Below are 26,143 nucleotides of genomic sequence, written 5' to 3' on the forward strand. Positions count from 1 at the left end.
GCGGGGACCCCGCTTGTTCTTTGAACGGCAGCGCAAGAAAGCGGGATCCCCGCCTTCGCGGGGATGACGGTAGGAGATGCGCGAGCTGAACGATTCAGCCCTCAGCCCCTCAGCCCTTCGCGTCCGCCAGCATCATTTCCGCGCCTTTCTCGGCGATCATCATCGTCGGCGCATTGGTGTTGCCCGAGGTGATCGTCGGCATGACCGAAGCATCGATCACGCGCAGCCCGTCGAGCCCCGTCACCCGCAGCCGCCCGTCGACCACGCGGCCCATGGCGGCCGTGCCGACCGGGTGGAAGATGGTCGTGCCGATAATGCCGGCCGCCCGGCGCAAGTCTTCCTCGCTGCGCAAATCGGCGCCCGGGCGCATTTCCTCGGGCGCGTAGCGGGCGAGCGCGGGCTGGGCGACGATCGCACGGGTCAGCCGGATCGCCTGCGCGGCAACGCGAAGATCCTCCTCGGTCGAAAGGTAGTTCGGCCGGATCGCCGGGGGCGCGGCGGGATCGGCGCTGGCGATGCGCGTGGTGCCCCGGCTCTCCGGCCGCAAGTTGCACACGCTCGCCGTGAAGGCCGGATAGGGATCGAGCGCCCCCCCGAAGGCCTCAAGACTCAGCGGCTGGACGTGATATTCGAGATTGGGCGTCGCATAGTGCGGATCGCTGCGGGTAAAAACGCCGAGTTGGCTGGGCGCCATCGCCATGGGGCCGCTGCGCCGCAGGGCATATTCCAGCCCGATCAGCGCCTTGCCGAACAGCGTGGCGGCCCGCTGGTTGAGCGTGGAGACGCCGGTGACGCGCCAGGCGCAGCGCAGTTGCAGATGGTCCTGCAAATTGGCGCCGACCTCGGGCCGATCAATCCGCGCCACCACGCCCAGCCCGGCGAGATGCGCGGCATCGCCGATGCCGCTGCGTTCGAGGATCGCGGGCGAGCCGATGGCGCCCGCCGCCAGCACCACTTCGCCCAGCGCCCGCGCCTCGCGCGGCTGGCCGTCCACCGAATAGGCGATGCCCACCGCGCGGGTTCCCTCGAACAGCACCCGGTCGACCAGCGCGCCGGTCTCCACCTTGAGATTGGCGCGGGTACGCACGGGCTTGAGGAAAGCGTCGGCCGCGCTCCAGCGCCAGCCCCGGCGCTGCGTGACCTGGAAGAAACCGGCGCCGTCGTTGTCTCCGGTGTTGAAATCGTGGCTCGCCGGAATGCCCTGTTCCTCGCAGGCGGTGCGGAAGGCTTCGAGGATGTCCCAGCGCAGGCGCTGCTTTTCCACCCGGATCTCGCCGCCGGAGCCGTGGTAGGCACTCGTCCCGTCGAAATGGTCTTCGGCGCGGGTGAAGTAGGGCAGCACGTCGTCCCAGCCCCAGCCCGGATTGCCCGCCTGCCGCCACTGGTCGTAATCCGCCGCTTGCCCGCGCATGTAGATCATGCCGTTGATCGAGGAGCAGCCGCCCAACACCCGGCCGCGGGGATACTTCAGCGTGCGCCCGCCCAGCCCCTGCTCGGCCTCGGTCGCATAGCACCAGTCGGTGCGCGGATTGCCGATGCAATAGAGATAGCCCACCGGCACGCGGATCCAGACGTAATCGTCCTTCCCGCCCGCCTCCAGCAGGAGCACGCGGTTTCGCGGATCCGCGCTCAGCCGGTTGGCGAGCACGCAGCCGGCGCTGCCGCCGCCCACCACGATATAGTCGAACTCTCCCATTTCTCGGGGCTAGGCCGCATGGGAAGGGTGATCAAGCCGGGGGTAGGGGGAGCCGGGGTCTAAACCCGCCCGGGCGATGCGGAGGGCCGGAAAGGGCCTCGCACGGAAGCCTCCTCTTGCAGGTCCGCAAATTATGGTTCCCCGATTACAGGAATTTAATCCGCGAGGGATCTTGCGGGGAATCCGTGGTGATTTAACCAATGGCGCAGGGAATAAACCTAAGCGTTAAGCGAATAGGGGATGGCGATGAGTCGCCATTTTAACGGGAGCCGTCGGTGCTTGGTCTGCTGGTCGTCGGGGGGCGAACCGTGTGGACAGGGTGATCGGGCATGAGTGGGTCGCCTCACGTGCTCCGCCTTCACCGGCGGCTCTTCCTTACCTTTCCTCACTGATCCCAAGCTGCTGATTTTAACTATTGCTGCACTTGCACAATGGCGCGTCATGGCGTTTTCTGCGTGTCGGTTCGCACAATGATACACGGGGGCAACGGCAAGCGATGGGCAAGGAATTCCGGCGGGCGGGCAAGGCGCTCACCCTGATGGCGATAGCGACGATGGCACCGATCGCGGCACAGGCCGCGCCGTCTCCCGAACAAGTGGCAGAGGCCGCGCTGCGCGCTGCGCCGGTCTGGGACGGCCACAACGACGTGCCGGAACAGTTGCGCGCGCGTCGGAAGAACATTCTGGCCGGGTTCGACTTCCGCGACACCACGAATACCGCCGATCCCGCCAAGGGCTGGCAGACCATGCACACGGACCTCACGCGGCTGCGCAAGGGCCATGTGGGCGCGCAGTTCTGGTCGGTCTACGTCTCGGCCTCGCTCGACGATCCGCACGCGGTGCAGGCGACGCTGGAACAGATCGACGTCGCCAAGCGCCTGATCGCGTCATACCCGCAGGACATGCAGCTCGCCACCAGCGCCGCCGATGTCGAAAAGGCGATGAAGGCAGGCAAGATCGCCTCGCTGCTTGGCATGGAGGGCGGGCACTCGATCGGCGGTTCGCTCGGCGTGCTGCGGCAGATGTACGCGCTGGGCGCGCGTTACATGACGCTCACCCATTTCAAGAACACCGCCTGGGCCGACAGCGCCACCGACAAGCCGGAGCATGACGGCCTCACCGATTTCGGCCGCGACGTGGTGCGCGAGATGCAGCGCATCGGCATTCTCGTCGATCTCAGTCACACCAGCGAGGCGACCATGCGCGCCACTTTGGCGGTGGCGAAAGCGCCGGTGATGTTCAGCCACTCGAACGCGCGCGCGATCAACCACCATTCGCGCAATGTCTCGGACCCGGTGCTGAAGGCGGTGGCGGCCAATGGCGGCATCGTCATGGTCAATATCTTCCCGACATACGTGGTCGAGGAAACGCGCCAGTGGCTCGCCGCGCGCGCCGGGGAAAAGGCGCGGCAGGACGCGCTCAACATCGGCGATCCGGCGGCGGCGGAAGCGGCGCTGAAGGATTGGGAGACCGCGCATCCGATGCCGCGCGGCACGATCAAGGACGTTGCCGACAATATCGATCACATCATCGCCGTGGCCGGGATCGACCATGTCGGCCTTGGCGGCGATTTCGACGGGGTGGAGACCACGGTTGTCGGCATGGAGGATGTTTCGACGTATCCTGCACTCTTCGCCGAACTGGCGCGGCGGGGCCATTCGCAGGCCGATCTGGAGAAGATTTCGAGCGGCAACATGCTGCGGGTGATGAAGGCCGCCGAAGCTTACGCGGCAGCGCATCGCGGCGATCCGCCGATTGAATCGCCGACGACGTTCTGAAGGGGGGCAAAGCGTAAGACTGCCCCCTCAAGACCGCCCCACGCCAACCGTCGCCTATTTAAAACCCCGTCATCCCCGCGGAGGCGGGGATCCCGCTTCTTCTGTGCAGGGCGCGAGGTCGCCAAGAAGCGGGGCCCCCGCCTTCGCGGGGGCGACGGAGTGGAGGCGACCGCCGAAGCGTACGCCGCAACCCATCGCAGCGATCCGCCAACTGAATCGCCGACAACATTCTAACAGGCCCGGTTTTTCCGAACGGGAAAACGGCAGCTTATAACCCGTCGCCCCCGCGAAGGCGGGGGCCCCGCTTCCTTTTAAGCACGCAGAGACGCAGAGAAGGCGATGTCGCACGCCCCCTCTGCGTCTCTGCGTGAATCGCAAAAAGCTGGGGGCCCGCTTTCGCGGGGGGCGACGGCGTGGATGGCTCCCCATCGATTTTGGAAAGTAGGCTAGCTGCCCAGCGCATGTTCCTCGGCGGTCACCGGGTCGCCCTGCCGGGGCTGGTCCCAGATCGCGCGGCTGATCCAGATCGCGGACATCGCCAGAACTGCCAGAATCAGTCCGAATATCAACATCCACCGCACCACATGCGGCGTGCTGCCCGAACGGGCTTCGTCGTCGTCGAGGTGAACTTCTTCGCCCAAGCGTTGCATCAAGGCTCTCCCGCAGGCTGGCAGCCTTCAAGGGCTGCCGAAGTGTACAAGTCTATGTACATGGGGCGCGTGTGCCGGGGCCAAGTGGCCACAGTGCATCATGGGCCGACCGATAAACGCGCGTGCATGCTCCCGGGTTCCCGCACGCGGTTTTCAGGCGGCGGGCGGCCGGTCGATCAGGTGCAGCGTGCGCTCGTCGCGGCGGCCCGCGCAGAAGGCATCGAGGGCGCGGGCGAAGCGCTCGTTTCCGGGCGTCTTCCCCGGCCCGGCCGCCGCTTCGAACAGGGTCATCGAACTGCGGAACTTCATCGCGTCGATCTCGCCGAGGATGGCGGCCGCGCTGCGCTCGCCCGCCCAGCCGAGCATGGTGTCGGTGCATTCGTCCAGCCGCGCGCCCAGCACCGGATGCGCGAGGTAGGCGCGGGCTTCGGCAAGGTCTGCAATCGCATAGCGGCGCGCGGTCTCGCTCCGGCCCAGCCCGGCAATCTGGGGGAACACGAACCACATCCAGTGGCTGCACTTGGCGCCGTTTTCCAATTCGGCAACGATGTCCGGATAAATGGCCGCCTGCGCCGCGATGAAGCGTTCGAGGTCAGCCATTTAGACCGGCGCTCGAAAGCAAGGTCTTGGAAGGTTTCGATTTGTGCGCGGCCGGTTGGTCAAGGCCGTCTTCCTGTTCGACGGCGCGCTCGTTGGACTCGTCCAGCACCCGCATCGCGTGGATCACGCCGATTACCGCAAGCACGACGACGGAGAGCGTGAAGCTGAGAAGCAGGACCGTGCGAACCGCCGCCGGCATGGGTTCGGCGCGCGGGAGTTGCTGTTTTCGACGCATGTCCTCATGGCGAGCCTCTTTACCGCCTGTGTCCATGGATGCGAATCCCGTTCGTGGGCCTCTCTGACCGGAGGCCACATTGCGTGTTCAACGCATTGAGAGACGGGGCGTTCCGTGGGTTTCGGACATAAAAAAGGCCGGATGCTTCGGCATCCGGCCTTTTCGAAATTCGCGCTGAGGCGGATCAGTCGCGCAGCAGCTCGTTGATGCCGGTCTTCGAGCGGGTCTGCGCGTCGACGGTCTTGACGATCACCGCGCAGTAGAGCGACGGGCCGGGCGTGCCGTCCGGCAGCGGCTTGCCGGGCAGCGAGCCGGGGACGACCACCGAGTAGGGCGGAACCTTGCCGATGTGGACTTCGCCGGTCGCGCGGTCGACGATCTTGGTGGAGGCGCCGAGGAACACGCCCATCGAGATCACTGCGCCTTCGCCGACGACGACGCCTTCGGCCACTTCCGAACGGGCGCCGATGAAGCAGTTGTCCTCGATGATGACCGGGCCAGCCTGAAGCGGCTCAAGCACGCCGCCGATGCCGACGCCGCCCGAGATGTGCACGTTCTTGCCGATCTGCGCGCAGGAACCGACGGTGGCCCAGGTGTCGACCATGGTGCCTTCGCCCACGTAGGCGCCGATGTTCACGAAGCTCGGCATCAGCACGACGCCCTTCGAGATGAAGGTGCCGCGACGGGCGACGGCGCCCGGAACCACGCGAAAACCGGCCTTGCGGAAGTCTTCGTCGGCCCAGCCGTCGAACTTCACCGGCACCTTGTCGAACGCAGGCGCACCGCCGGCGCCGTGGGCGACGGGGGCGTTGTCGTTCAGGCGGAACGAGAGCAGCACGGCCTTCTTCAGCCACTGGTTGACCTTCCAGCCACCGTTGCCGTCCGGCTCGGCGACGCGGGCGGCGCCCGATTCGATCAGGCCGAGTGCTTCGTCGACCAGCTTGCGGACATCCGCGCTGGCGGGAGTGACGGTGTCGCGGGCATCCCAGGCGGCTTCGATCGCGGTTTCGAGTTCGGACATGTTCGCGTCTCCTGAATTCTGTTCGTCCGCGCGCCTAGAAGCTGCGGCCGGGCAGGACAAGTAAGAAGGGTGGGGGAGTGATAAGCATCCCCTCCGCCGCTGTTTACGTCAGGGCTTCATCAGCTCGCGGACGAAGCCGATCAGGCCGGTCTGGCGCGCGCGGCGCATGCGTTCGGCGGCGAGGATCATCTTCACCTTCTCGAAGCAGGCCTCGATATCGTCGTTGACGACAACGTAGTCATAGCCGTCCCAGTGGCTGATTTCCGAGCGGGCGCGCTCCATGCGGGCGGCGATCACATCGGCGCTGTCGGTCCCGCGCCCGGTCAGGCGGCGGCGCAGTTCATCGATGCTGGGCGGCAGCAGGAACACGCGGACAACGTCGCGTTCGAGCTTCTGGTAGAGCTGCTGCGTGCCCTGCCAGTCGATGTCGAACAGGTAGTCCTGCCCGTCCTTCAGCCCGGCTTTCACGTGTGCCTTGGGGGTGCCGTAGGAATGGCCGAACACGGTGGCCCATTCGAGGAACTCGCCTTCGTCCGCCATGTGGTCGAACTCGTCCTGCGAGACGAAAAAGTAGTCCTTGCCATGGACTTCGCCGGGCCGGGGCGGGCGCGTGGTGCAGGAAACCGAGTTGCAGATGTGCGAATCGTGCTCAAGCAACATGCGCGAAATCGTCGTCTTCCCCGCGCCGGAGGGCGAGGACATGATGAGCATAAGGCCGCGCCGGGCCAGCGTATCGGCGGGGTTTTCGGGAGAATTGACCATGCACCCCGATGCCGATGCATGACTTGCAAATCAAGAGGGGAGTGGGCCGGTGCCGCGGCGAATCTCAGCCTTCCTTGCCGTCCTCTGCCATCTCGGCCAGCGCCAGTTCGCCCCTTGCCCGGGCCTTGCGGGCGCGTGATCGATCGTAGAGTGTTTTCGCGGCAAGCCCGCCCACCACCACGATGGCGCCGGGCACCGAAGTCAGTGCGACTCTTGCAAGCAGGCCCTGAACCAGCGATTCGCCGAGCGAGCGGCCCTTGAGGATCGATGCGGCCTTCTTCGGCGCATAGTCCTGCCGCAGCAGCGCATGCTCCACCGCGCGGCGGGCAATGGCGGCGCCCCCGCGCAGGGCGATATCGGCAATGACGAGATTGGTGGCAGGATTGGGGCTGGGACCATGCAGGTCATCCGCCTTGCCCCGGATCCGGCGCTTTTTTCTGGGCTTTCCGCCCTCGGGAGCGGTCCCGGTAGCAGCATCGGCGGGAGCGGCTACGGCCCCGTTGGCCCGCCGCTCCGTTTCGTCCTCGATCGCACGCTGCAATTTACCCGAGGCCATCGTTTCGCCTTCCCGGGCTGCCGGCCCGCTGCGTTACTTCTTTTTCCCGAAGTCGACCGAAACGACGTTCGAACCGTCTTCACTGGGAGTAATGCGCGCGGCGACGTCCCGTTCCGCGTCGTTGCCGGGTTCCACGGTGGGTTCGTCGTCGAACTCGTCGTCCGAGATCGCCTGGAACTGGAGCCCGAAGTCCACCGCCGGATCGACGAAAGCGGTGATCGCCGAGAACGGCACCACCAGATTCGACGGCCGCTGGTTGAAGCTGAGGCTGACCGAAAAGCCCTGTTCACCCACCGAAAGGTCCCAGAACTTGTTCTGAAGCACGATCGTCATCTCGTCCGGGAATCGGGCGCGCAATTCCGTGGGAATCGAGACTCCCGGCGCTCCGGTCTTGAACGTGATGTAGAAGTGATGGCCCCCCGGAAGGTTGCCGCCAGAGGCTTCGACCTGGCCTAGCACGCGGCCGACGACGGCGCGCAGGGCCTCCTGGACGATCTCGTCGTAGGGGATCAGGCTGTCTTGAGGCGTATCGTTCATCGCGCCCTAGGTGCTTATGCTTCACCGGTCGGTCAAGCATGTTCGACTATAAAATAGCATAACCCGTCGGGTTTTCCCTAGGTCGTTTTGAGGGAAGGGCCGTGCAGGGGATGATTTGCGGGAACGAAGATTGCTTGCGCGGGCGGCCATGCGCACAATTGATTCCGTGCGACAGAGGTCTATAGGCCCTTCGCATGCGCACCGCCTCGATCAATCGCAAGACCCACGAGACCCAGATTGCGGTCTCGGTCAATCTCGACGGCACCGGGACTTATGACGTCTCGACCGGGATCGGATTCCTCGATCACATGATCGAGCAGTTCTCGCGCCATTCGCTGATCGACATCACCTGCCATATCCAGGGCGACCTCCACGTGGACCAGCACCACACGACCGAGGACAGCGCCATCGCCATCGGCCAGGCCATCAGCCAGGCCCTGGGCGACAAGGCGGGAATCGGCCGTTACGGCGATGTCCACTCGCCGATGGACGAGGCGCTTTCGCGCGTCTCGCTGGACATTTCGGGGCGTCCCTATCTGGTCTGGAAGGCCGAATTCACCCAGCCCAAGCTGGGCGAGTTCGACACCGAGCTGGTCGAACACTGGTTCCACTCGATTTCGCAGGCCGTGGGCATCACGCTCCATATCGAGCAGCTTTACGGCACCAACAACCACCACATCTGCGAAGGCATCTTCAAGGGCTTTGCCCGCGCGATGCGTTCGGCGGTGGAACTGGACCCGCGCAAGGGCGGGGCAATCCCCTCGACCAAGGGCATTCTCGGCGGAGACACTCTCTAATGGCACTCTTCATCTTCTCGCTGCGCTACATCGCGCCCGTCGAACAGGTCGATGCGCTGCTGGACGAGCACGTGGACTGGCTGCGGGCCAACCACGCCGCCGGTCGCTTCGTTGGCTGGGGCCGCAAGGTCCCGCGTGAAGGCGGCATCATTTTGGCCAAGGGCGACAGCCGCGAGGCGATGGTCGCGCTGGCCGCCACCGATCCCTTCGTGGCCGGCGTCGTTGCCGAAGTCGAAGTGATCGAATGGGCGCCGGGCTTCCTGGACGACAGCGTGGCCGGTCTGGCCGGATGACGGGAGGCAGGCAGACTCTGGCGCTGATCGATTACGGCGCGGGTAACCTGCATTCGGTGGCCAACGCGCTGCACGCGGCCGGGGCCGAGAACGTGGCGATCACGGCGAATCCCGATGTCGTGCGCGCGGCCGACCGCATCGTGCTGCCGGGCGTCGGCTCGTTCCGCGCCTGCGCCGAAGGGCTCTGGGGCATTCCCGGCATGGTCGAGGCGATGAACGAGCGCGTTCACGTGGGCGGCGCGCCGTTCCTCGGTATCTGCGTGGGCATGCAACTGCTCGCCACGCGCGGGCTGGAGCATGGCGTGACCAAGGGGCTCGACTGGATCGGCGGGCAAGTCCAGCTGATCGAGCGCACCGATCCCGCGATCAAGATCCCGCACATGGGCTGGAACGATGTCTCGCTGGGCCGCAAGGACCCGGCGCAGGGCCTGATCGATCCGGGCGAGGCCTATTTCCTGCACTCCTACCACTTCCAGCCCGACGACGGCGCGCATGTGGCGGCGATGACCGACCATGGCGGCGGCCTTGTCGCGGCAGTGGCGAAGGACAATGTCGTGGGCGTGCAGTTCCATCCGGAAAAGAGTCAGGCTTATGGGCTTTCGCTGCTGGCGCGGTTTCTGGAATGGAAGCCGTGAGCGCGCCTTGCCTCAGGGGGCTTCGATGCTTCGACGGGCTCAGCACTCAGCCTGAGCGGGACGCAAGCGGTGCTTTGCCGGGAAATCCGGAATACTCCCAAAATCCGCTCAGGCTGAGCTTGTCGAAGCCCATCCGCCGCCCTCAGACCCTCAGGATCGCAAGATGATCGTATTCCCCGCCATCGACCTCAAGCAAGGTCAGGTCGTGCGCCTTGCCGAAGGCGATATGGACCGCGCCACCGTCTACGGAGACAACCCGGCCGCGCAGGCGATGATGTTTGCCGAGGCGGGCTCGCAATACCTCCACGTGGTCGATCTCGACGGTTCCTTTGCGGGCCGGGCCGAGAACCGCGAGGCGGTGGAAGCCATCCTTGAAGCGTTCCCCGGCCACGTCCAGCTCGGCGGCGGCATCCGCACCCGCGAAGCGGTTGCAGGCTGGTTCGACCTCGGCGTCAGCCGCATCGTCATGGGCACCGCCGCACTGAAGGACCCGCAGTTCGTCAAGGATATGGCGAAGGAATATCCCGGCGGCATCGTCGTCGCCGTGGACGCGCGCGACGGCATGGTCGCGACCGAGGGCTGGGCGGAAGTCTCCGACGTTTCGATCGTCGACATGGCCCGCCGGTTCGAGGATGCGGGCGTCGCCAGCCTGCTGTTCACCGACATCGGCCGCGACGGCCTGCTCAAGGGCTGCAATATCGAGGCGACCGTCGATCTCGCGCGCCAGACCGACCTGCCGGTGATCGCCAGCGGCGGCGTGAAGGGCCTCGACGATATCCGCATGCTGGCGCTCCACGCCCGCGACGGCATTGAAGGCGTCATCACCGGCCGCGCGCTCTACGACGGGCGTCTGGACCTTGCCGCCGCCATCCAGATGGCCGAGCGCGAGGGGTGAGCGCGATAAGCGCCGCCTTGGTGGTCCTGGTATGAACGACGCGCGCGTGGCGGGAATCATGGCGCTTGCCGTGCTTCTCTATTCGGTATGGCTGACGGTGCAGGACTGGCGGGAGGGCAAGGCCCGCCTGCTGATCTTCAGCCGTCGCCGCAATCCGGTCTCGATCGAGCGGGCCACCGATCCGCGCCGTTTCCAGCACTATTGCGCGTTCAATGCGGCGGTCTATCTGGTGGGGATCGCCGGCAGTCTCTATCTCATCATCAAGCCCCAAGGGTGATTTCATGACCGTTCGTATCCGCGTCATCCCCTGCCTCGACGTTGCCAACGGGCGCGTGGTGAAGGGCGTGAATTTCGTCGACCTGATCGATGCCGGTGATCCGGTCGAGCAGGCGCGCGCCTATGACAGGGCCGGCGCGGATGAGCTGTGCTTCCTCGACATTTCCGCCAGCCACGAAGGGCGCGGCACCTTGCTCGACGTGGTGCAGCGCACGGCCGAGGTCTGCTTCATGCCGCTGACCGTCGGCGGCGGCGTGCGTGCGGTGGAAGATGCCCGCGCGCTGCTGCTGGCGGGGGCCGACAAGGTGGCGGTGAATTCCGCCGCCGTCTCGCGCCCCGAAGTGGTGGCGGATATCGCCGAGCGGTTCGGCTCGCAGTGCATCGTCGCCTCGGTGGACGCCCGCAAGGTGGCACCGGGCAAGTGGGAGATCTTCACCCACGGCGGCCGCAAGGCGACCGGGATCGATGCGCTCGAACACGCGGTGAAGCTGGCCGATTACGGCGCAGGCGAACTGCTCGTCACCTCGATGGACGGGGACGGCACGCAGAACGGCTACGACCTCGAACTGACCCGGCTGATCGCGGAGAGCGTCTCGGTGCCGGTGATCGCCAGCGGCGGGGTCGGCAATCTCGACCACCTCGTGGCGGGCGTGACCGAGGGCAAGGCGAGCGCGGTGCTGGCCGCCTCGATCTTCCACTTCGGCAAGCACTCGATTTCGGAAGCGCACGCCGCCTTGCGCGCGGCGGGGCTTCCGGCGCGGGGTTAGATCGTAACCATTCGCTAAATAGCTGGCCCGTAACGGGACGGTGCCCCATGACAGCTTGCCGGACGGGCCGCGGGCCCGCAATCGTTAGCAGCCTGTTGGAATTGCCGGAGTCCCCCCGTTGCCGCGCTTGACCTGCCATTTCTGTCTGATCGCGGCGGCCGTGCTTGCGCCCAGCCCCGCGTTCGCTGCCGACGTTGCCGTCCTGCCCGAACCGAGCGGCCTTGTGCTGCTGGGCATCGGCGTCGCCGGGGTCTGGCTCGGCCGCCGTTTTTCGCGCGGCAAGGACAAGGATTAAGAGGTCCGGGTCCGCGACGGAGGGCCCGCCACGCTTGACCCGGCGCGCGTGCTTGCGCATGGCTGCGCGCCATGAGCAGCTCTGACACTCTGGCCCGCCTCGAAGCGACCATCGCCGCGCGCCGCGATGCCGATCCCGCGTCCAGCTACGTGGCGAAGCTCCACGCCAAGGGTCTGGGCAAGATTGCGCAGAAACTCGGCGAGGAAGCGACCGAGACGGTGATCGCCGCACTGACCGAGGACGCGCAGGCGCTCACCGGAGAGGCGGCGGACCTGATTTTTCACCTCATGGTGCTGCTAGGTGCCCGCAATGTACCGTTAGGTGCCGTTCTCGCCGAGCTTGACCGGCGCGAGGGAATCTCGGGAATTGCCGAGAAGGCCGCCCGCCCCAACGACTGAACCAGCGGAGACAGTGATGCCGATCGATCCCCGTCAGCCCTACGACGATGCCAACATCTTCGCGAAGATCCTGCGCGGCGAACTGCCGTGCAGCAAGGTCTACGAGGACGAATTCGCGCTTGCTTTCAATGATATCCGCCCGCAGGCGCCGGTCCACGTGCTGGTGATCCCCAAGGGGCGCTACGTTTCGTGGGACGATTTCACCGCCAAGGCCGACGATGCCGAGATCGCGGGCTTCATGCGCTCGGTGGGCAATGTCACCCGGCAGCTCGAACTCGACGGGCCGGGCTACCGCCTGCTCGTAAACATGGGCACCAACGGCCATCAGGAAGTGCCGCATCTGCACGTCCACATCTTCGGCGGTCGCCAGTTCTTCCAGATGATCGCGGATTGAGGATTTTTGGGGGATAACCGGGGAATTCACCCCGGTCCCAGGCCGTCAGAACGGCAATCTCCCCCCTTGGGGTTCCCAGCGCGGGCCCCTGCCGTTACACAACCGCCCGGATGAGCGACGATCCCCAATCTCCAGATCCCCGGCCCCAGAGCGGCAGCTTCGACGGCCCGGTGCATCGCTACGCCCTGCGCGTGTTCTATGAGGACACCGACGCGGGAGGGGTGGTCTATCACGCCAACTACATCCGCTGGTTCGAGCGCGCGCGTTCGGACCTGCTCGACCTGCTCGACATCGACCAGCGCGCCGCTCTGGAATCGGGTGAGGGGCTCTACACGGTGGCGGAAGTCAACATCCGCTACCTTTCGCCCGCCCGCCTTGGCGACGGCGTGGTGATCGATACCCACGCCCTGCAGGTCGGCCGGGTGAGCTGCACCCTGCGCCAGGTCGCCCGGCGCGGAAAAACCCGGCTTGCCGAAGCCACGGTAAAGGTCGGGTTCATCAGCCCTGAAGGACGACCGCGCAGGCAACCCGAGGCCTGGCAACAGGCCTTCGCCCAGATCCTCCAAAGCTCCTCGCAGGACTTTAAGACTGGCCCGGAAGGACTAGAATGACGTTCGAAATGCTCGCCTCCGCCATCTCCATCGGCAGCGATTCCAATCACCTGAACCCGGTCAAGCTGTTCCTCGATGCCGACATCGTCGTGCAGGCGATCATGGTCGGCCTGCTGCTCGCGAGCCTCTGGGTGTGGACGATCATCATCGGCTTCACCCTGCGCATGGGCAGCGTTTCGCGCGCGGCTGAAGATTATGAGGAAGGCTTCTGGGAGGCCCAGAACTTCGAGGCCTACCAGAAGGACCGCCGCCGCGGCGACGTGCCGATGGGCAAGGTCGCCGGTGCGGGTCTGGCCGAATGGCGCCGCAATGCCGCGATGAAGCAGCTCGATTCCGAAGGCGCGCGCGAACGCATCGCGCTGGCCATGAGCTCTTCCGTGGGCGAAGAGGCCGACAATCTGGCGGCGCGCCTGAACTTCCTGGCGACGGTCGGCTCGGTGGCTCCGTTCGTGGGCCTGTTCGGCACCGTCTGGGGCATCATGAACAGCTTCTTCCAGATTGGCCAGCAGCAGAATTCCTCGCTCGCAGTGGTCGCGCCCGGCATTTCGGAGGCGCTGTTCGCCACCGCCATCGGCCTGTTCGCGGCCATCCCGGCGGTCATCGCCTACAACCGCTTCTCGCACCGCGTGAACCTGTTCGAATCGCGCATGCAGCGCTTTGCGGACAAGCTGCACTCCGCGCTCACCCGTGAGCTGGAGCAGCGCTGATGGGCATGGGAATGTCCGGCGGAGGAGGCAGGCGAGGGAGCCGTCGCAGCGGCGGCGGCCGCACTCCGATGGCCGAAATCAACGTGACGCCGCTGGTCGACGTCATGCTGGTGCTGCTGATCATCTTCATGGTCACCGCGCCGCTGATGAAGGCGGCCGTGCCGATCGACCTGCCAGACAGCCGCGCCAATGCGACCAGTGACGACAACGACCAGATCACCATCTCGATCAAGCGCGACGGCACGGTCTATTACGAGACGGACGCGCTGGCGGCGGGCGAACTGGCTGAGCGGCTTGCTGCCGTACCCGCCGATGTGGACGGCAAGAAGCCGCAGGTGACCCTGCGCGCCGACAAGTCGCTCGACTATGGCCGGGTGATGGAAGTCATGGGCGAGCTCAACCATGCCGGGTTCACCCAGATCGCGCTGGTGACGGGTGTCAGCGGCGGTTCAGGCAACTGAGCTAGGCTGATCACGATGGCAACTCAGGGACTACGCAAGGAAGAGGGGCTGGGCCTCGCGGTAGCGCTTGCGCTGCATGCGGCGGTTCTGGCCGCGCTTCTGCTGCACCCGGCCAAGCCGCCCGTCGTCGAGCCGCCGAAGCGGATCGAAGTGACGTTGAGCGACAATGTCGGCCCGACCTCGACTTCTCCCAACCCCAACGAGCAGGCCGCTCCGGATGTGGCGCCGCAACTGGGCGAAGCCGCGCCGGCTCCTGCCCCGGCGCCCGAACCGGAGCCACAGCCAGAGCCGCAACCGGCACCGCCGCCCAAGCCGACCCCGCAGCCCAAGCCGGTTCCGCCGGCTCCGGCGCCCAAGCCGACTCCCAAGCCTGTGCCCAAGCCCATCCCGAAGCCTGTGCCTAAGCCGGTCCAGAAGCCCGAGCCGAAGCCCGCTCCGGTTCCGCCTGTGAAGGCCCCGCCCAAGCCGGCGCCGAAGCCGGTTGCCAAGCCCGCCCCGCAAACGCCGCCGCGCAAGAGCCCGATCGACCAGATCCTCAAGGGTATGGACCATTCGGCCAATACTGCCGGCAAGGCCGCTACGCCGCCGAAGCAGGCGGGCGGTACGCGCGTCGGTTCGGACTTCCTTTCGGGCGTTTCGGGCGCGACGAGCACTCAGGGCAAGGGTGCGCCCGCCGCCGCTCTCGGTCCGCAAGTCCGCTCGGCCCTGTCGGGCGCGATCACCCGCCAGCTCAAGCCGCACTGGAATCCGCCAGACGGCGCTGATGCTGATCAATTGGTGACGATCCTCTCGTTCAACCTGAATCCGGACGGCAGCCTTGCCGGCAGGCCGACGGTCGTCCGCCAGATGGGTATCACCGATGCCAACCGCGCGCAGGCGCAGCGCCATGCCGAACAGGCGATCCGGGCGGTGCAACTCGCTTCGCCTTTCAATCTCCCCTCGGAATATTACGATGCGTGGAAACGCGTTTCGTCCTTCCGCTTCGACTTGAGGCTTTCGCAATGACTTCTCGTCCTCTTACGCTCGTCCTGTCGTTCGCTCTGGCTTCGGCCGCGCCGGTCTATGGGGTCTATGCGCAATCGCAGCCGGCGCCCGCCCAGCCGACGCCCGCCCAGCCGGTTCCGGCCCAGTCGGCGCCCGCGCAGGGCGCTCAAGCCGATCAAGGTCTTGATGCCGATGATGGCGGCCTGACCGGCTCGGTCTCGGCCGATGGTGCCTGGCAGGATCTGGGCATCGCGATCACCAATTTCGCCACCGACAACGACGTGCCCACGCAGACCAATGCCGGTTCCACCGGCGCGCTGGGCCGTGCGCTGTCGCAAGTGGTCGCCTCGGACCTTCGCAACAACGGCCTGTTCAAGCCTTCGGGCCCGGATGGCCTGCCGCAGCCGGCCTATCCGCAGGTCCAATCGCCCGACTATCCCGTCTGGTCCGCCCGCAACGCCAACATGCTGGTGCAGGGCTATGTGCGCGCGGGTGCGGACGGTAATCTGACGATCGGCTGCTACCTCTACGACGTCCAGCTGAAGCAGCAGCTGATCAAGGGTGGCTGGCAGGTGGGTGCCTCGGACTGGCGCCGCGCCGCGCACAAGTGTGCGGACATGGTCTATTCGCGCCTTTCCGGCGAAAGCCCGTTCTTCGATTCGAAGATCGCCTACATCGCCGAGACCGGTCCCAAGGACCATCGCATGAAGCGTCTGGCCATCATGGATTCGGACGGCGCCAACCACCGTTACCTGACCAGCGGGCAGGCCACGGCGCTGACGCCGCGCTATTCGCCGGACTATTCGAAGATCCTCTACTTGTCCTACCTCAACGGGCAGCCGAGCATCTATGTCTACGACCTTGCCAGCGATACGCAGAAGCTGATCGCGCGCACCGGCAATCCGACGATGGCGCCGCGCTGGTCGCCGGACGGCAAGTGGATCCTCTATTCGATGGCGAGCGGTGGCAATACCGACATCTACCGCATCTCGTCGAACGGCGGCACGGCGACCCGGCTGACCAATACGCCCGGCATCTCGATCGGCGGCTCTTACTCGCCCGACGGCAGCAAGATCGTGTTCGAGAGCGACCGTTCGGGCTCGCAGCAGATCTACGTGATGAACGCCGACGGCTCGGAACAGCACCGCATCAGCTTCTTCGGCGGCCGTTCGGCCACGCCCGAGTGGAGCCCGCGCGGAGACCAGATCTCGTTCACGCATATCGCCGGCAACTTGCGCGTCGCGGTGATGAACCCGAATGGCGGCGGCATGCGCTACCTGACCAATTCCTGGCAGGACGAAGCGCCGACATGGTCGCCCAACGGCCGCATCGTCCAGTTCTTCCGGACCGAGAAGGGCTCCGGCCGAAGCTCGATCTGGCAGGTCGACCTTACCGGCAAGAACGAGCGCAAGCTGCCGACGCCGGTGGGCGCCTCGGATCCGGCTTGGGGTCCGGTACGCCCCTGATCCGCATTTTCGCTGCGACCTGAGCCTGTTGCCGGCCATCCGGTTGGCATTGGTTCAGGTTGACAGTGTTTAAAATTACACGGAACTTCAACAGACGCAGGCCATTTTATCGGCTGCGCACCACAGGAGATTGCCTAATGCCTGCCCTCATGTCCGCCATGCCTATGCGACGTGGCAAGACCGGATACGTGAAGACCGGATCGACGATGCTCCTCATTGCCGGCGCGCTGGCCCTCTCGGCCTGCGGCACCAAGGCGCCCAAGCAGCTTCCGCCCGAGCCGGGCCCGGCAACCACCACGCAGGGCCCCGACCAGTCGGCCGGTCCCGTTGCGGGCAGCCAGGCGGACTTCGTGGCGAAGATGATGGGTTCGGACACCATCCACTTTGCGCTCGACCGCTATGACATCGACGCGGAAGATCAGGCCGCCCTGTCCAAGCAGGCGCAGTGGCTGATGCAGTACCCCAACAAGCGCGCCACGATCGAAGGCCATGCCGACGAGCGCGGCACCCGCGAATACAACCTTGCGCTGGGTGAGCGCCGCGCCAATGCGGCCAAGAACTACCTCGTCAGCCTGGGTGTGAACGCCGCGCGTCTCAACACCGTGAGCTACGGCAAGGAACGCCCGATCGCACTCGGCTCGGACGAGGCGTCGTGGGCGCAGAACCGCCGCGCGGTGACTGTCACGATCGACTGATCGCGGCCGCTCCGACAATTTCGCGGGAACCCGGTTCGCAGGCGCGAGCCGGGTTCTTGTCTTTTGGGCCGGTATTTTTCGGCGCAATTTCTGACACTTTTGTGGTGCGGCCGAGATGGAGCTTGCAATGGTTTCGAGTCGGCAGGTATCGGCGGTCGAATGAGTCGGGCTGGCAGATCCATGGATTGGGGTTTTCCGCGCTGGCGCAGCTATGGCAGCTCGCGCGAGGCGGCGCAGGTGCGCCTGTGCGACCGGCACGGCTGCACTGAATCGGGGGATTGCCCCGCGCCCAAGAGCCCCAACAGCCCGGATCGCTGGTATTTCTGCCAGAAGCACGCGGCCGAATATAACGCCGGCTGGGACTATTTCGCCGGTCTCGATGCCGAGGAAGCCGCCCGCCGTGAGGCGGAAGAGCGCTCTGAGGCAGAGGGCTACAAGGAATCGGCGCACTATGGCTGGACCGGCTCGGGCGACGGTTCGCGCAGCCGCGACGAGCTGCGCGCGCTGGAAGCGCTGGGCCTCGATCCCGACGCCGACTTCGATGCGGTGCGCAAGGCGTGGCGGATGAAGGCCAAGGAAGTCCATCCGGACGTGAAGCCCGGCGATGCCGATGCCGCCAAGGCCTTCCAGACCTACCAGCTTGCCTACGAAGTCCTGCGCGCGGCCGAGGAACGCCGAGAGTGGAAGGGCCGCTGAGCGCCCGATTCCTGCCTGTGCCGGGAACGCCGTTCAGACATTTGCGCCATTAGACCTGCCTAGAGGACGTCCATGGAAATTCGCGTCGCCGTCGCATCCGACTTGCCTGCGCTCCATCCCGTTATCGAACGCGCCTATCGCGGCGATAGCGCGCGGGCGGGCTGGACGTTCGAATCCGACCTGCTCGATGGCGAGCGGACCGATCTTGAGGAACTCACGGCGGTTCTGGAAAGCCCTGCCGACCGCCTGCTCGTCGCGCTGTCCGATGAGGGGGCGCCGATCGGGTGTGTTCAGGTTACCGATCGCGGCGAGGGGCTCTCCTATCTCGGCCTGCTTTGCATCGATCCCGTGCTGCAAGCCGGTGGCCTTGGCCGCATGCTGATTGCCGCGGCGGAAAGTCTGGCAAGGGATGTCTTCGGCGCTCGCGCCATGGAAATGACGGTGATCGACAAGCGGTCCGAACTGATCGCCTATTACGAGCGGCGGGGCTATGCGCTGACGGGCGAAAAGCGGGCTTTCCCGATCGTGCTCGATCCGCCGCTGGGGATGGTCGTCCTGGAAAAGCCGCTGCTGCCGGCAAACGTCTCCGGATAAGGCCGCCTCCGACAACTTTGCCAGATACGACAAAGGGCGCGCCTTGCGGCGCGCCCTTTGCGTTTGCCTTGCGATGGGCCGCCGCGATTACTTCGGCGAAAGCACCATCAGCATCTGGCGGCCTTCCATACGCGGATAGGCTTCGACCTTGGCGATCTCGTTCACGTCATCCTGCACGCGCTTGAGCAGGTTCATGCCCAGTTGCTGGTGCGAAAGCTCGCGGCCGCGGAAACGCAGCGTCACCTTCACCTTGTCACCGTCAAGGATGAACCGGTGGATGTTGCGCATCTTCACGTCATAATCGTGATCGTCGATGTTCGGACGCATCTTGATCTCTTTGATCTCCTGCGTCTTCTGGGTCTTGCGCGCGGCGTTGGCCTTTTTCTGGGCCTCGTACCGGAACTTGCCCACATCGAGGAACTTGCAAACCGGCGGATCCGCGTTGGGCGACACCTCGACCAGGTCAAGGCCGACTTCGGCCGCCTGCTCGATCGCCTGGCGCGTATACATGACGCCGATATTCTCGCCGTTCTCGTCGATCACACGGACCTTGTCCGACTGGATCATGTTATTGAAGCGCGGTCCACTCTTGACCGGTGGCGTCATCATGCGCCGGGGTGGGGGTGCTATAAGCGTTCTCCTGAATCGTTTCTGTCGCGATGCGAGTGCGGGCGTCATTAATGCGAATCGGCCCGACACGCAAAGACGGATTTCAAGGAAATCTACAGGACGCCCCGGCCGCAGAAAACGGCCTAGTCGGATATAGGTAGTCGGACCCGATTTGAAAGAGTGGCGAGAGGCGTTTTCAGCGTTTTTTGCGCACCCGTGCAGGGTCCGATCTATGCGGCCGCGCGCCAGAGGGGATAGCGCAGGAGCTTGTCCTTCGCGGCCACCAGCGCGTCGATCTCGATGGCGGGCTGAAGGGCCGAGAGGATCGCCGGATCGGCAGCGTCCATTCCGCCCGTGAGCGCACCGAAAGCGGGCAGGATCAGCCGGTTTCCGCCATGCACCACGCAAGGGCGGGCAATCCGGCGGCCGCGCGCATGGACCACGAGGCGCGGGTGGAAATGGCCGGACAGTTCGGGCTCGCGCGTGCCCGGCTTCGCCTCATGGCGCAGCGCGATGCCTTCGACGGCGATCTCTTCAACCCGGGTGCCGCCGATGGACAGGGCCAGCACCGGGTCGTGATTGCCGGTGATCCAGACCCAGTCGAGCGCGCGCGTCAGTGCCGAAAGCATTCCCGCCGAATGGGCGTCGAGCCGCTCGGTCCCGGCGCTGTCATGGAAATTGTCTCCCAGCGCAAAGACCCGCCGCGCTCCGGTCTGCCGCACGGCCAGTGCAAGCCGCTCCAGCGTCTCGCGGCTGTCGTAGGGCGGCAGCATCTGCCCGGTCTTTGCGAAGTAGCTGGCCTTTTCGAGATGGAGATCGGCTACCAGCAGCGCCTGCTCGCGCGGCCAGTAGAGCGCCGCGCCGCGCCCTGCCGGGGCAGGCACCAGACAGATCTCCTGCGCGCAGAACGAAAAGGGAACCATGGCTTTCCCTTGCCGCAGGCCGCCCGATTTGGCAAGCGCCCGGCGGAAGGGGAGATTGAATGACCGACTGGACCGCCCGTACCGACCGCGCCCGCCAATGGTTCGAAACCCTGCGCGACATGATCTGCGCCGAGTTCGAAGCGATCGAGCGCGAGGCTGGCTCTACGGCATGCTTCGAATATACGCCGTGGAAGCGCGCGGCGGTCGAGGGCGGTGAAGAGGGCGAGACCGGCGCCGAAACCGGAGGGGGCACGCGCGGGTTGATGAAGGGCAAGATCTTCGAAAAGGTCGGCGTCAACGTCTCCACCGTCGTCGGATCGCTGTCGAAGGACTTCGCGGGCACGATCAATGGCGCTTCGGCCGAGCAGAATGCCTTTTCGGCCACCGGCATCAGCCTTGTTGCACACATGGCCAATCCGCATGTGCCCGCCGTGCACATGAACACGCGGTTCCTGACGACGACCAAGGCCTGGTTCGGCGGCGGCGCCGATCTCAACCCGCCGATCCCCTATGACGAAGACACCGCCGAGTTCCATGCCGAGCTGAAGGCCGCCTGCGACGCGCATGGGGCGGACCACGATCGCTACAAGACCTGGGCGGACGATTACTTCTACATCCCCCACCGCAAGGTCCATCGCGGCGTCGGCGGGATCTTCTACGACCACCTCGAATGCGCCGATGAGGACGCGTGGGAGGCGAACTTCGCCTTCACCCGCGCGGTGGGCGAGGCGTTCCTCGCCGTTTTCCCGCGCCTTGTGCGGCGGCGCATGGGAATGGAATTCACGGCCGAGGATAAGGTCCGCCAGCTCGAATGGCGCGGTCGCTATGCCGAATTCAACCTCGTCTACGACCGGGGCACGCTGTTCGGGCTCAAGACCGGCGGCAATATCGACGCCATCCTGATGAGCCTGCCGCCAGAGGCGACCTGGAGCTGAGCAGGCAGCGGGGCGCATCGACTCGGCGGGCGGCGCAGGAATTGTTCACAGCGTGAACGCTGGCCCGGAACTCGTCATCCCCGCGTAGGCGGGGATCCCGCTTCCTTGGTGCGGTAGGTGGGGTTTCGAGAAAGCGGGCCCCCGCCTGCGCGGGGGCGGCGAACAGGTGAAACCGGCGGCTCGCCATTGCTATCGCGGTCATCCGTTCATGCATTGACCGCCTAGGGTTTTCCCTGTGGGCATGTGCGGATTCGCCCCAATGGGGCCGGTGCGATTTTGCCTCCACGCTATCCTCTCGATGGCCCCGCGATGATGCGGGGGCGTCGATGGCAGGAGACGGCGATGTCCAACCCATCGTGGAAATTCTTTGCAAGCGCCAATGTGCTGGTGCTCGGGTTTGCGGTGGTGAGCAAGGCGTGGAGCCAGGATCCCGCTCCCGCACCCGCTGCGCCTCCCGCTATGGCAGCCGATGCCGATGCCCGCGATCAGGCCGTCGCCGCCTGCATGGCCGAGGGCAAGTCGCGCGGAGACAAGCTGGGGGCGGCCGACGTCAGCATGAAAAAGGTCGAGGATACCGACAAGAAGAGCGACGGACGCGCCTCGGTGCGTGCGGAAGTCGATGTCGCGATCCGTCAGAAGGACGGCTCGATCAAGATGAAGAAGAAGACGTTCAAGTGCGACACGCGCCACGGCGTGGTGACGGCCTTCTCGTATAGCTGATCCAGGCGGGGCCTTTCAGCAGGCGCGCATCGGCTGGGCCGGCATGCTGGGCGGAGCCACCAGCGGTTCGTCGTGCCGTCCATTGAACATGCGTGTCAGAGGGGCATTGCGGCGCTGCGTGGTCACGACCAGCGCTTCGACATCGAGTTTCTCGAAAAGCTGGATGCCGCAGGCACGTCCGTCGCTCCAGCGCACCTGACCGCGAAATTCCTGATTGGTGGGCAGGCGCACGTAGACCATGTCGCCCGCATGCGGCGCGGTTCCGCGCAGGACGAGGCACATGCCGCGCTCCGAGACATTGCGGACGAGCGTCAACTCCTCCATCGGTTCCCCGCTCTTGCCCGTACCGTGATCGGCGATCAGGCTGGCACGGATCAAGGTGCGCAGTCGCGGTGCGCGCGGGTAGCGATGGCCGCGATCGTCGTGTTCGTCATCGGCTTCCGGCAGGAATGACGCGGTAAGCAGCTCGTCGTCGCTCATGCCCAGGATTGCGGCGTAGATTGCCATGTCCAGGCTGTTCCCCATCTCGGCCTCCTTGCAGGAGCGGCGGCCCCGGACATCCCTGTCGCAGGCGTCCATGAAGGCGGCTTGGCTTCTGTCCTGATGGAGCATGGGGGAGGGCGAATTCACGTCAATTTAAGCAAACGCTGCGCAGTTTCCTCATGCAAACGATTGGTGCCTTGTGCGATCCGGGGGTATGTTCTCCGGTCTGCGCGCTTGCAAATGTTGCATTCGCAGCATCTGCCCCTTGCCGCGCCGCGAAAAATCCTGACATGCTGTAGCAAATGCTGCGCCAATATGAACTCGTCGAACGCGTCAAGGAATACGCACCCCAGGCCGATGAGGCCTTGCTCAACCGTGCTTACGTTTACACCGTACAGAAGCATGGCAGCCAGAAACGTGCCTCGGGCGATCCCTACTTCAGCCATCCGGTAGAAGTCGCGGGCCTGATGACCGAGCTGAAGCTCGACCCCCAGACCATCATCACCGCTTTGCTCCACGATACCGTGGAGGATACGCTGGCGACGATCGAGGAGATCGAGAAGCTGTTCGGCCCCGACGTTGCGCGGCTGGTGGACGGCGTCACCAAGCTCTCCAAGATCGAGGTGATGACCGAGAACGAGCGTGCGGCGGAAAACCTGCGCAAGTTCCTGCTCGCCATGAGCGAGGACTTGCGCGTCCTGCTGGTGAAGCTGGCCGACCGGCTGCACAACATGCGCACCCTCCATTACATCAAGAAGGAGGACAAGCGCCGCCGCATCGCCCGCGAGACCATGGATATCTACGCCCCGCTCGCCGAGCGCGTGGGCATGTACGAATATATGCGCGAGATGCAGTTGCTCGCCTTCGAGCAGCTGGAGCCGGAAGGCTATGCCACGATCACCGGCCGCCTTGCGCAGATCCGCAATCAGGAAGGCGGCCATGTCGATGCCATCGCGCTGTCGGTCAAGCAGGCGCTGACCGAGGCCGGGCTCAACGTCGAAGTCTCCGGCCGCGAGAAGCATCCCTATTCGATCTGGCACAAGATGGCCGAGCGCCATGTCACGTTCGAGCAGATCACCGATATCATGGCCTTCCGCGTGCTCACCGATTCGGTCGAGGAATGCTACAAGGCGCTCGGCGTGCTGCACACGACCTGGCAATCGATCCCGGGGCGCTTCAAGGACTATATCTCGACGCCCAAGTCGAACGGCTACCAGTCGCTCCACACCTCGCTGATCTACGAGAATTCGATGCGCGTCGAAGTGCAGATCCGCACCCGGGAGATGCACCGCACCAACGAGTTCGGCCTTGCCGCGCACTGGGCCTACAAACAGGGTGGCTCGCGCCCCGACGGGCAAGTGGGCTGGCTGCGCGACCTTATCGAGATCGTCGATGCCAGCCACGATGCCGAGGAACTGCTCGAACACACGAAGATGGCGATCTACCAGGACCGCATCTTCGCCTTCACGCCCAAGGGCGCGCTGTTCCAGCTTCCCAAGGGCTCGACCGCGGTGGACTTCGCCTATGCGGTGCACACCAATCTCGGCAATGCGGCGGTCGGCGTGAAGATCAACGGGCGGCACATGCCGCTGCGCACACGCTTGTCGAACGGTGACGTGGTGGAGATCATCAAGAGCCCCGGTTCGGAGCCGCAGCTTTCATGGCTGGGCTTCGTCGTCACCGGCAAGGCGCGGGCCTCGATCCGCCGCGCGGTGCGCGCCAAGGAACGCGCTGAAGTCGCCGAGATCGGTGCCAAGCTGCTGGACGAGATCGCCGGGCGCCTGCCTGCCCGCATCGGCAAGAAGGCGATCGACGGCGCGATCCAGCGCCTCGATATGCGTGACGAGGAAGACCTGCTGTTCGCGGTCGGCTCGGCGCGGCTGACCGACCGGCAGGTCATGGAAGCGCTGATGCCCGGCAGCACGGCCGAACTGCCTGACGAGCCCGAATGGACCCGCGTCGAACGCGCGATCTCGATCCGGGGGCTTACGCCGGGCGTGGGCTTCGAACTGGCATCCTGCTGCCACCCGGTTCCCGGCGACCGCATCGTGGGCCTGCGCCGCCCCGACCACAAGGTTGAAGTCCACACCATCGACTGCCTGACGCTCGCCAACGGCGTCGATGCGGACTGGCTGGACTTGTCATGGGGCGAACGCACCACCGGCGCGGTCGGCCACTTGCAGTTGGTCCTCTACAACCGGCCGGGCACGCTGGCCGAAGTGACGCAGATCCTCGCCTCCAACCGTGCCAATGTCACCAACTTGCAGATGATCCAGCGCGACGAGCCGTTCGGTACCTACATCGTCGATCTGGAAGTGAACGATCTTGCGCACCTCACCCGAATCGTCGGCGCCCTGCGCGCGAGCGAGGCCGTGGCGAACGCCGAACGCATCTGAAGACGTGGAGGTCTCGCTCAGAATTCGAGCGAGACCTCCACGTCGTCGCCTTCGGCAAGGCTCTCGGCGCGCCGCACGCTGGCCTTGACGGGCAATAGCCAGCCTCCGTCCGCCTTGCTGGGGAAGACCGAGGTGGCAAACACGGTCCCGCCGATCCGCGCCTTGACCTTGAGCGAACCGAAGCCGCGGGACTGCCCTTCAACCTTGCGCATCAGCGCCGTGCCCGAAAGCGCCTCACCAGCGGCTCCGTCGATGGTGAGAAGTGCCAGGTGCCGCCGTTCGCACCGCCAGTCCAGCGCCAGAGCGGACCGGTATGCGTGACATGCTCGGTATGAAGCGCGCCGGTCACGGCTTCACGACGCGGATCGGCACGGGCAGGTTGCAGATGTCCACGCCGCCGGCCGGCTGAATATAGAAATCGTCCTTCCGGTTGGCTCGCTTACCGGCGTAGGCGGCGAAGCTCTGGCTCTCGGTCGAAAGATATTCGTAGGGGGGCAGGCCGGGCACCTCGTCGCCCATGCGGACAGAGACCAGTTTCACGCGCTGCGCCGGGTCTTCATAGAAGCCCAGCGGTCCCGTCCCGCGCGGCAGGGCGGAGAGATTCTCGATGCCCTCGATCACGCGGCCAACCACGGCAACATTGCGGTCGAGCTGGCGCGGGGCATGCCCAATCACGGCATAAAGCTCGGCGCCCGTGCCGGCATCGGGCGAGAGATTGCGGCCGACACCCACCGCGCCATAGCAATGGATAGGCCAGATCGCCTGCAAAGACCCGGCGAACGGCCATCCGTCCCGGAACGAAGCCACCGAGGCATAGCTGTCCTTCAGCTTCGCACCGGCGGAATAGGCCGCCACGACCGACTTATCCGCAACGGCGTAATCACCGTCCTTCATGACCTTCAGACCCGCCGGCAGTGCCTTCGCTTTTCCCGCAACTTCGCCATCGGGATCGCCCCACTGCGCGACATAGTTATCCTGCACGCGCACGACGGCGATCCCGTCATACCAGCGCGCGGCCACAAGCTTGCGGATATTGTCCACCCAACCTTGCGAGAAAGGCGCGGAAATCAGCTGGATCACCACCCGGCGCGGCTTTCCGGCGGCATCGGGTGCAAGGTCCATGACGAGGAGGTCCTTCGGCGCGATCCGGCGCCAGTCGGAGGCTGGGGAACTGGCGACGATATCGCTGGGCGTGAGCAGTTTCGGCGCCTCCGCAGCGATCGGCGGGGCGGAAAAAGCGGCGGAAAGCACGGCGGCCAAAAGGAATTTGCGCATGAGT

The 26,143-nt window shown here is 65.5% G+C and carries 35 protein-coding genes; 21 read left to right on the forward strand and 14 right to left on the reverse strand.

The features are described from left to right. Window positions 1–109: 109 nt before the first annotated feature. Window positions 110–1,696: a GMC family oxidoreductase N-terminal domain-containing protein gene (locus tag EDF56_RS14185; RefSeq protein ID WP_132388429.1), complete on the reverse strand. Its 1,587-nt coding sequence runs from the start codon at window positions 1,694–1,696 to the stop codon at window positions 110–112. 496 nt (window positions 1,697–2,192) lie between these two features. On the opposite strand from EDF56_RS14185, the gene EDF56_RS14190 reads away from it, so the two are divergent. Then, window positions 2,193–3,473: a dipeptidase gene (locus EDF56_RS14190; RefSeq protein WP_243652593.1), complete on the forward strand. Its 1,281-nt coding sequence runs from the start codon at window positions 2,193–2,195 to the stop codon at window positions 3,471–3,473. 446 nt (window positions 3,474–3,919) lie between these two features. Here EDF56_RS14190 and EDF56_RS14195 read toward each other — a convergent pair whose 3' ends face one another. The 7 genes from EDF56_RS14195 to EDF56_RS14225 form a co-directional block, all read right to left on the reverse strand. Further along, entirely contained in the window at window positions 3,920–4,123 is a 204-nt protein-coding gene (locus EDF56_RS14195; protein ID WP_132388431.1) for a hypothetical protein, read from the reverse strand. 153 nt (window positions 4,124–4,276) lie between these two features. Continuing rightward, on the reverse strand, window positions 4,277–4,723 hold the full coding sequence (locus EDF56_RS14200; protein ID WP_132388433.1) for a DUF1810 domain-containing protein: 447 nt from the start codon (window positions 4,721–4,723) through the stop codon (window positions 4,277–4,279). Then, complete coding sequence (locus EDF56_RS14205) at window positions 4,716–4,922, reverse strand: hypothetical protein (protein WP_165912189.1); 207 nt, start codon at window positions 4,920–4,922, stop codon at window positions 4,716–4,718. The genes EDF56_RS14200 and EDF56_RS14205 overlap by 8 nt, the downstream gene beginning before the upstream one ends. A gap of 220 nt (window positions 4,923–5,142) precedes the next feature. After that, complete coding sequence (dapD, locus tag EDF56_RS14210; protein WP_132388437.1) at window positions 5,143–5,979, reverse strand: 2,3,4,5-tetrahydropyridine-2,6-dicarboxylate N-succinyltransferase; 837 nt, start codon at window positions 5,977–5,979, stop codon at window positions 5,143–5,145. A 108-nt stretch (window positions 5,980–6,087) separates the two neighbouring features. After that, entirely contained in the window at window positions 6,088–6,741 is a 654-nt protein-coding gene (gene gmk, locus EDF56_RS14215) for a guanylate kinase (RefSeq protein WP_132388439.1), read from the reverse strand. Window positions 6,742–6,805: 64 nt separating this feature from the next. Beyond that, window positions 6,806–7,297, reverse strand: coding sequence for a hypothetical protein (locus EDF56_RS14220; RefSeq protein WP_132388441.1), 492 nt, complete (start codon window positions 7,295–7,297; stop codon window positions 6,806–6,808). Window positions 7,298–7,330: 33 nt separating this feature from the next. Beyond that, entirely contained in the window at window positions 7,331–7,834 is a 504-nt protein-coding gene (locus EDF56_RS14225; RefSeq protein ID WP_132388443.1) for a ClpXP protease specificity-enhancing factor SspB, read from the reverse strand. A gap of 194 nt (window positions 7,835–8,028) precedes the next feature. Between EDF56_RS14225 and hisB the strand changes: the two genes are divergently transcribed. The 17 genes from hisB to EDF56_RS14310 all read left to right on the forward strand — a co-directional run bounded on the left by hisB (window position 8,029) and on the right by EDF56_RS14310 (window position 18,798). After that, on the forward strand, window positions 8,029–8,631 hold the full coding sequence (hisB, locus tag EDF56_RS14230; RefSeq protein ID WP_132388445.1) for an imidazoleglycerol-phosphate dehydratase HisB: 603 nt from the start codon (window positions 8,029–8,031) through the stop codon (window positions 8,629–8,631). Beyond that, window positions 8,631–8,924, forward strand: coding sequence for a YciI family protein (locus tag EDF56_RS14235; RefSeq protein WP_132388447.1), 294 nt, complete (start codon window positions 8,631–8,633; stop codon window positions 8,922–8,924). The genes hisB and EDF56_RS14235 overlap by 1 nt, the downstream gene beginning before the upstream one ends. Then, window positions 8,921–9,559 (forward strand): imidazole glycerol phosphate synthase subunit HisH, encoded by a 639-nt coding sequence (gene hisH / locus EDF56_RS14240; protein ID WP_132388449.1) that lies wholly within the window; start codon window positions 8,921–8,923, stop codon window positions 9,557–9,559. Before EDF56_RS14235 ends, hisH begins: the two co-directional genes overlap by 4 nt. A gap of 163 nt (window positions 9,560–9,722) precedes the next feature. Continuing rightward, complete coding sequence (gene hisA / locus EDF56_RS14245) at window positions 9,723–10,454, forward strand: 1-(5-phosphoribosyl)-5-[(5-phosphoribosylamino)methylideneamino]imidazole-4-carboxamide isomerase (RefSeq protein WP_132388451.1); 732 nt, start codon at window positions 9,723–9,725, stop codon at window positions 10,452–10,454. A 31-nt stretch (window positions 10,455–10,485) separates the two neighbouring features. Further along, window positions 10,486–10,731: a hypothetical protein gene (locus EDF56_RS14250; RefSeq protein ID WP_132388453.1), complete on the forward strand. Its 246-nt coding sequence runs from the start codon at window positions 10,486–10,488 to the stop codon at window positions 10,729–10,731. Window positions 10,732–10,735: 4 nt separating this feature from the next. Continuing rightward, entirely contained in the window at window positions 10,736–11,497 is a 762-nt protein-coding gene (gene hisF / locus EDF56_RS14255) for an imidazole glycerol phosphate synthase subunit HisF (RefSeq protein WP_132388455.1), read from the forward strand. 118 nt (window positions 11,498–11,615) lie between these two features. Further along, on the forward strand, window positions 11,616–11,792 hold the full coding sequence (locus EDF56_RS14260) for a PEP-CTERM sorting domain-containing protein (protein WP_243652594.1): 177 nt from the start codon (window positions 11,616–11,618) through the stop codon (window positions 11,790–11,792). Between the two features lie 71 nt (window positions 11,793–11,863). Next, complete coding sequence (locus EDF56_RS14265; protein ID WP_132388457.1) at window positions 11,864–12,190, forward strand: phosphoribosyl-ATP diphosphatase; 327 nt, start codon at window positions 11,864–11,866, stop codon at window positions 12,188–12,190. A gap of 16 nt (window positions 12,191–12,206) precedes the next feature. Next, window positions 12,207–12,584 (forward strand): histidine triad nucleotide-binding protein, encoded by a 378-nt coding sequence (locus EDF56_RS14270; RefSeq protein WP_132388459.1) that lies wholly within the window; start codon window positions 12,207–12,209, stop codon window positions 12,582–12,584. A gap of 110 nt (window positions 12,585–12,694) precedes the next feature. Continuing rightward, window positions 12,695–13,195, forward strand: a complete 501-nt coding sequence (locus EDF56_RS14275; protein WP_132388461.1) for a YbgC/FadM family acyl-CoA thioesterase — start codon at window positions 12,695–12,697, stop codon at window positions 13,193–13,195. Beyond that, on the forward strand, window positions 13,192–13,902 hold the full coding sequence (gene tolQ, locus EDF56_RS14280) for a protein TolQ (RefSeq protein WP_132388463.1): 711 nt from the start codon (window positions 13,192–13,194) through the stop codon (window positions 13,900–13,902). The genes EDF56_RS14275 and tolQ overlap by 4 nt, the downstream gene beginning before the upstream one ends. Then, window positions 13,902–14,363 carry a protein TolR gene (gene tolR / locus EDF56_RS14285; RefSeq protein WP_132388465.1) on the forward strand — a complete coding sequence of 154 codons (462 nt, stop codon included), beginning with the start codon at window positions 13,902–13,904 and terminating at the stop codon, window positions 14,361–14,363. The genes tolQ and tolR overlap by 1 nt, the downstream gene beginning before the upstream one ends. A gap of 15 nt (window positions 14,364–14,378) precedes the next feature. Further along, complete coding sequence (locus EDF56_RS14290) at window positions 14,379–15,368, forward strand: hypothetical protein (protein WP_132388467.1); 990 nt, start codon at window positions 14,379–14,381, stop codon at window positions 15,366–15,368. After that, window positions 15,365–16,813 (forward strand): Tol-Pal system beta propeller repeat protein TolB, encoded by a 1,449-nt coding sequence (gene tolB / locus EDF56_RS14295; RefSeq protein WP_132388469.1) that lies wholly within the window; start codon window positions 15,365–15,367, stop codon window positions 16,811–16,813. The genes EDF56_RS14290 and tolB overlap by 4 nt, the downstream gene beginning before the upstream one ends. 206 nt (window positions 16,814–17,019) lie before the next feature. Beyond that, window positions 17,020–17,508 carry a peptidoglycan-associated lipoprotein Pal gene (gene pal, locus EDF56_RS14300; RefSeq protein WP_132388635.1) on the forward strand — a complete coding sequence of 163 codons (489 nt, stop codon included), beginning with the start codon at window positions 17,020–17,022 and terminating at the stop codon, window positions 17,506–17,508. Between the two features lie 159 nt (window positions 17,509–17,667). Continuing rightward, window positions 17,668–18,204, forward strand: coding sequence for a J domain-containing protein (locus EDF56_RS14305; protein ID WP_132388471.1), 537 nt, complete (start codon window positions 17,668–17,670; stop codon window positions 18,202–18,204). Window positions 18,205–18,276: 72 nt separating this feature from the next. Then, complete coding sequence (locus EDF56_RS14310; protein ID WP_132388473.1) at window positions 18,277–18,798, forward strand: GNAT family N-acetyltransferase; 522 nt, start codon at window positions 18,277–18,279, stop codon at window positions 18,796–18,798. Window positions 18,799–18,885: 87 nt separating this feature from the next. Here the strand turns inward: EDF56_RS14310 and infC are convergent, their stop codons facing one another. Further along, on the reverse strand, window positions 18,886–19,407 hold the full coding sequence (gene infC, locus EDF56_RS14315; protein ID WP_132388475.1) for a translation initiation factor IF-3: 522 nt from the start codon (window positions 19,405–19,407) through the stop codon (window positions 18,886–18,888). 230 nt (window positions 19,408–19,637) lie between these two features. After that, window positions 19,638–20,330, reverse strand: a complete 693-nt coding sequence (gene pdeM, locus EDF56_RS14320; protein WP_132388477.1) for a ligase-associated DNA damage response endonuclease PdeM — start codon at window positions 20,328–20,330, stop codon at window positions 19,638–19,640. A 59-nt stretch (window positions 20,331–20,389) separates the two neighbouring features. Here pdeM and hemF point away from each other — a divergent pair, with 59 nt between their 5' ends. After that, window positions 20,390–21,265 (forward strand): oxygen-dependent coproporphyrinogen oxidase, encoded by an 876-nt coding sequence (gene hemF / locus EDF56_RS14325; RefSeq protein WP_132388479.1) that lies wholly within the window; start codon window positions 20,390–20,392, stop codon window positions 21,263–21,265. Between the two features lie 342 nt (window positions 21,266–21,607). Beyond that, the gene (locus EDF56_RS14330) at window positions 21,608–21,985 is read left to right on the forward strand and encodes a hypothetical protein (RefSeq protein ID WP_132388481.1); all 378 of its coding nucleotides are present in this window, start codon (window positions 21,608–21,610) and stop codon (window positions 21,983–21,985) included. Window positions 21,986–22,000: 15 nt separating this feature from the next. Here the strand turns inward: EDF56_RS14330 and EDF56_RS14335 are convergent, their stop codons facing one another. Then, on the reverse strand, window positions 22,001–22,510 hold the full coding sequence (locus tag EDF56_RS14335; protein ID WP_165912190.1) for a PilZ domain-containing protein: 510 nt from the start codon (window positions 22,508–22,510) through the stop codon (window positions 22,001–22,003). A 260-nt stretch (window positions 22,511–22,770) separates the two neighbouring features. Here EDF56_RS14335 and EDF56_RS14340 point away from each other — a divergent pair, with 260 nt between their 5' ends. Next, entirely contained in the window at window positions 22,771–24,864 is a 2,094-nt protein-coding gene (locus EDF56_RS14340) for a bifunctional (p)ppGpp synthetase/guanosine-3',5'-bis(diphosphate) 3'-pyrophosphohydrolase (protein ID WP_132388485.1), read from the forward strand. 17 nt (window positions 24,865–24,881) lie between these two features. On the opposite strand, the gene EDF56_RS26385 is transcribed toward EDF56_RS14340, so the two are convergent. Genes EDF56_RS26385 through EDF56_RS14350 form a run of 3 tightly spaced genes read right to left on the reverse strand, consistent with a single transcriptional unit; the run spans window position 24,882 to window position 26,139 of the window. After that, a complete protein-coding gene (locus tag EDF56_RS26385) occupies window positions 24,882–25,076 on the reverse strand; it encodes a DUF1905 domain-containing protein (RefSeq protein ID WP_243652595.1) in 195 nt (64 codons plus the stop codon). Then, window positions 25,076–25,213 (reverse strand): hypothetical protein, encoded by a 138-nt coding sequence (locus EDF56_RS26390; protein ID WP_243652596.1) that lies wholly within the window; start codon window positions 25,211–25,213, stop codon window positions 25,076–25,078. The genes EDF56_RS26385 and EDF56_RS26390 overlap by 1 nt, the downstream gene beginning before the upstream one ends. Continuing rightward, complete coding sequence (locus tag EDF56_RS14350; RefSeq protein ID WP_132388487.1) at window positions 25,210–26,139, reverse strand: peptidylprolyl isomerase; 930 nt, start codon at window positions 26,137–26,139, stop codon at window positions 25,210–25,212. Before EDF56_RS14350 ends, EDF56_RS26390 begins: the two co-directional genes overlap by 4 nt. Window positions 26,140–26,143: the final 4 nt, after the last annotated feature.

The organism is Novosphingobium sp. PhB165 (assembly GCF_004341845.1).
Classification (GTDB): Bacteria; Pseudomonadota; Alphaproteobacteria; order Sphingomonadales; family Sphingomonadaceae; genus Novosphingobium.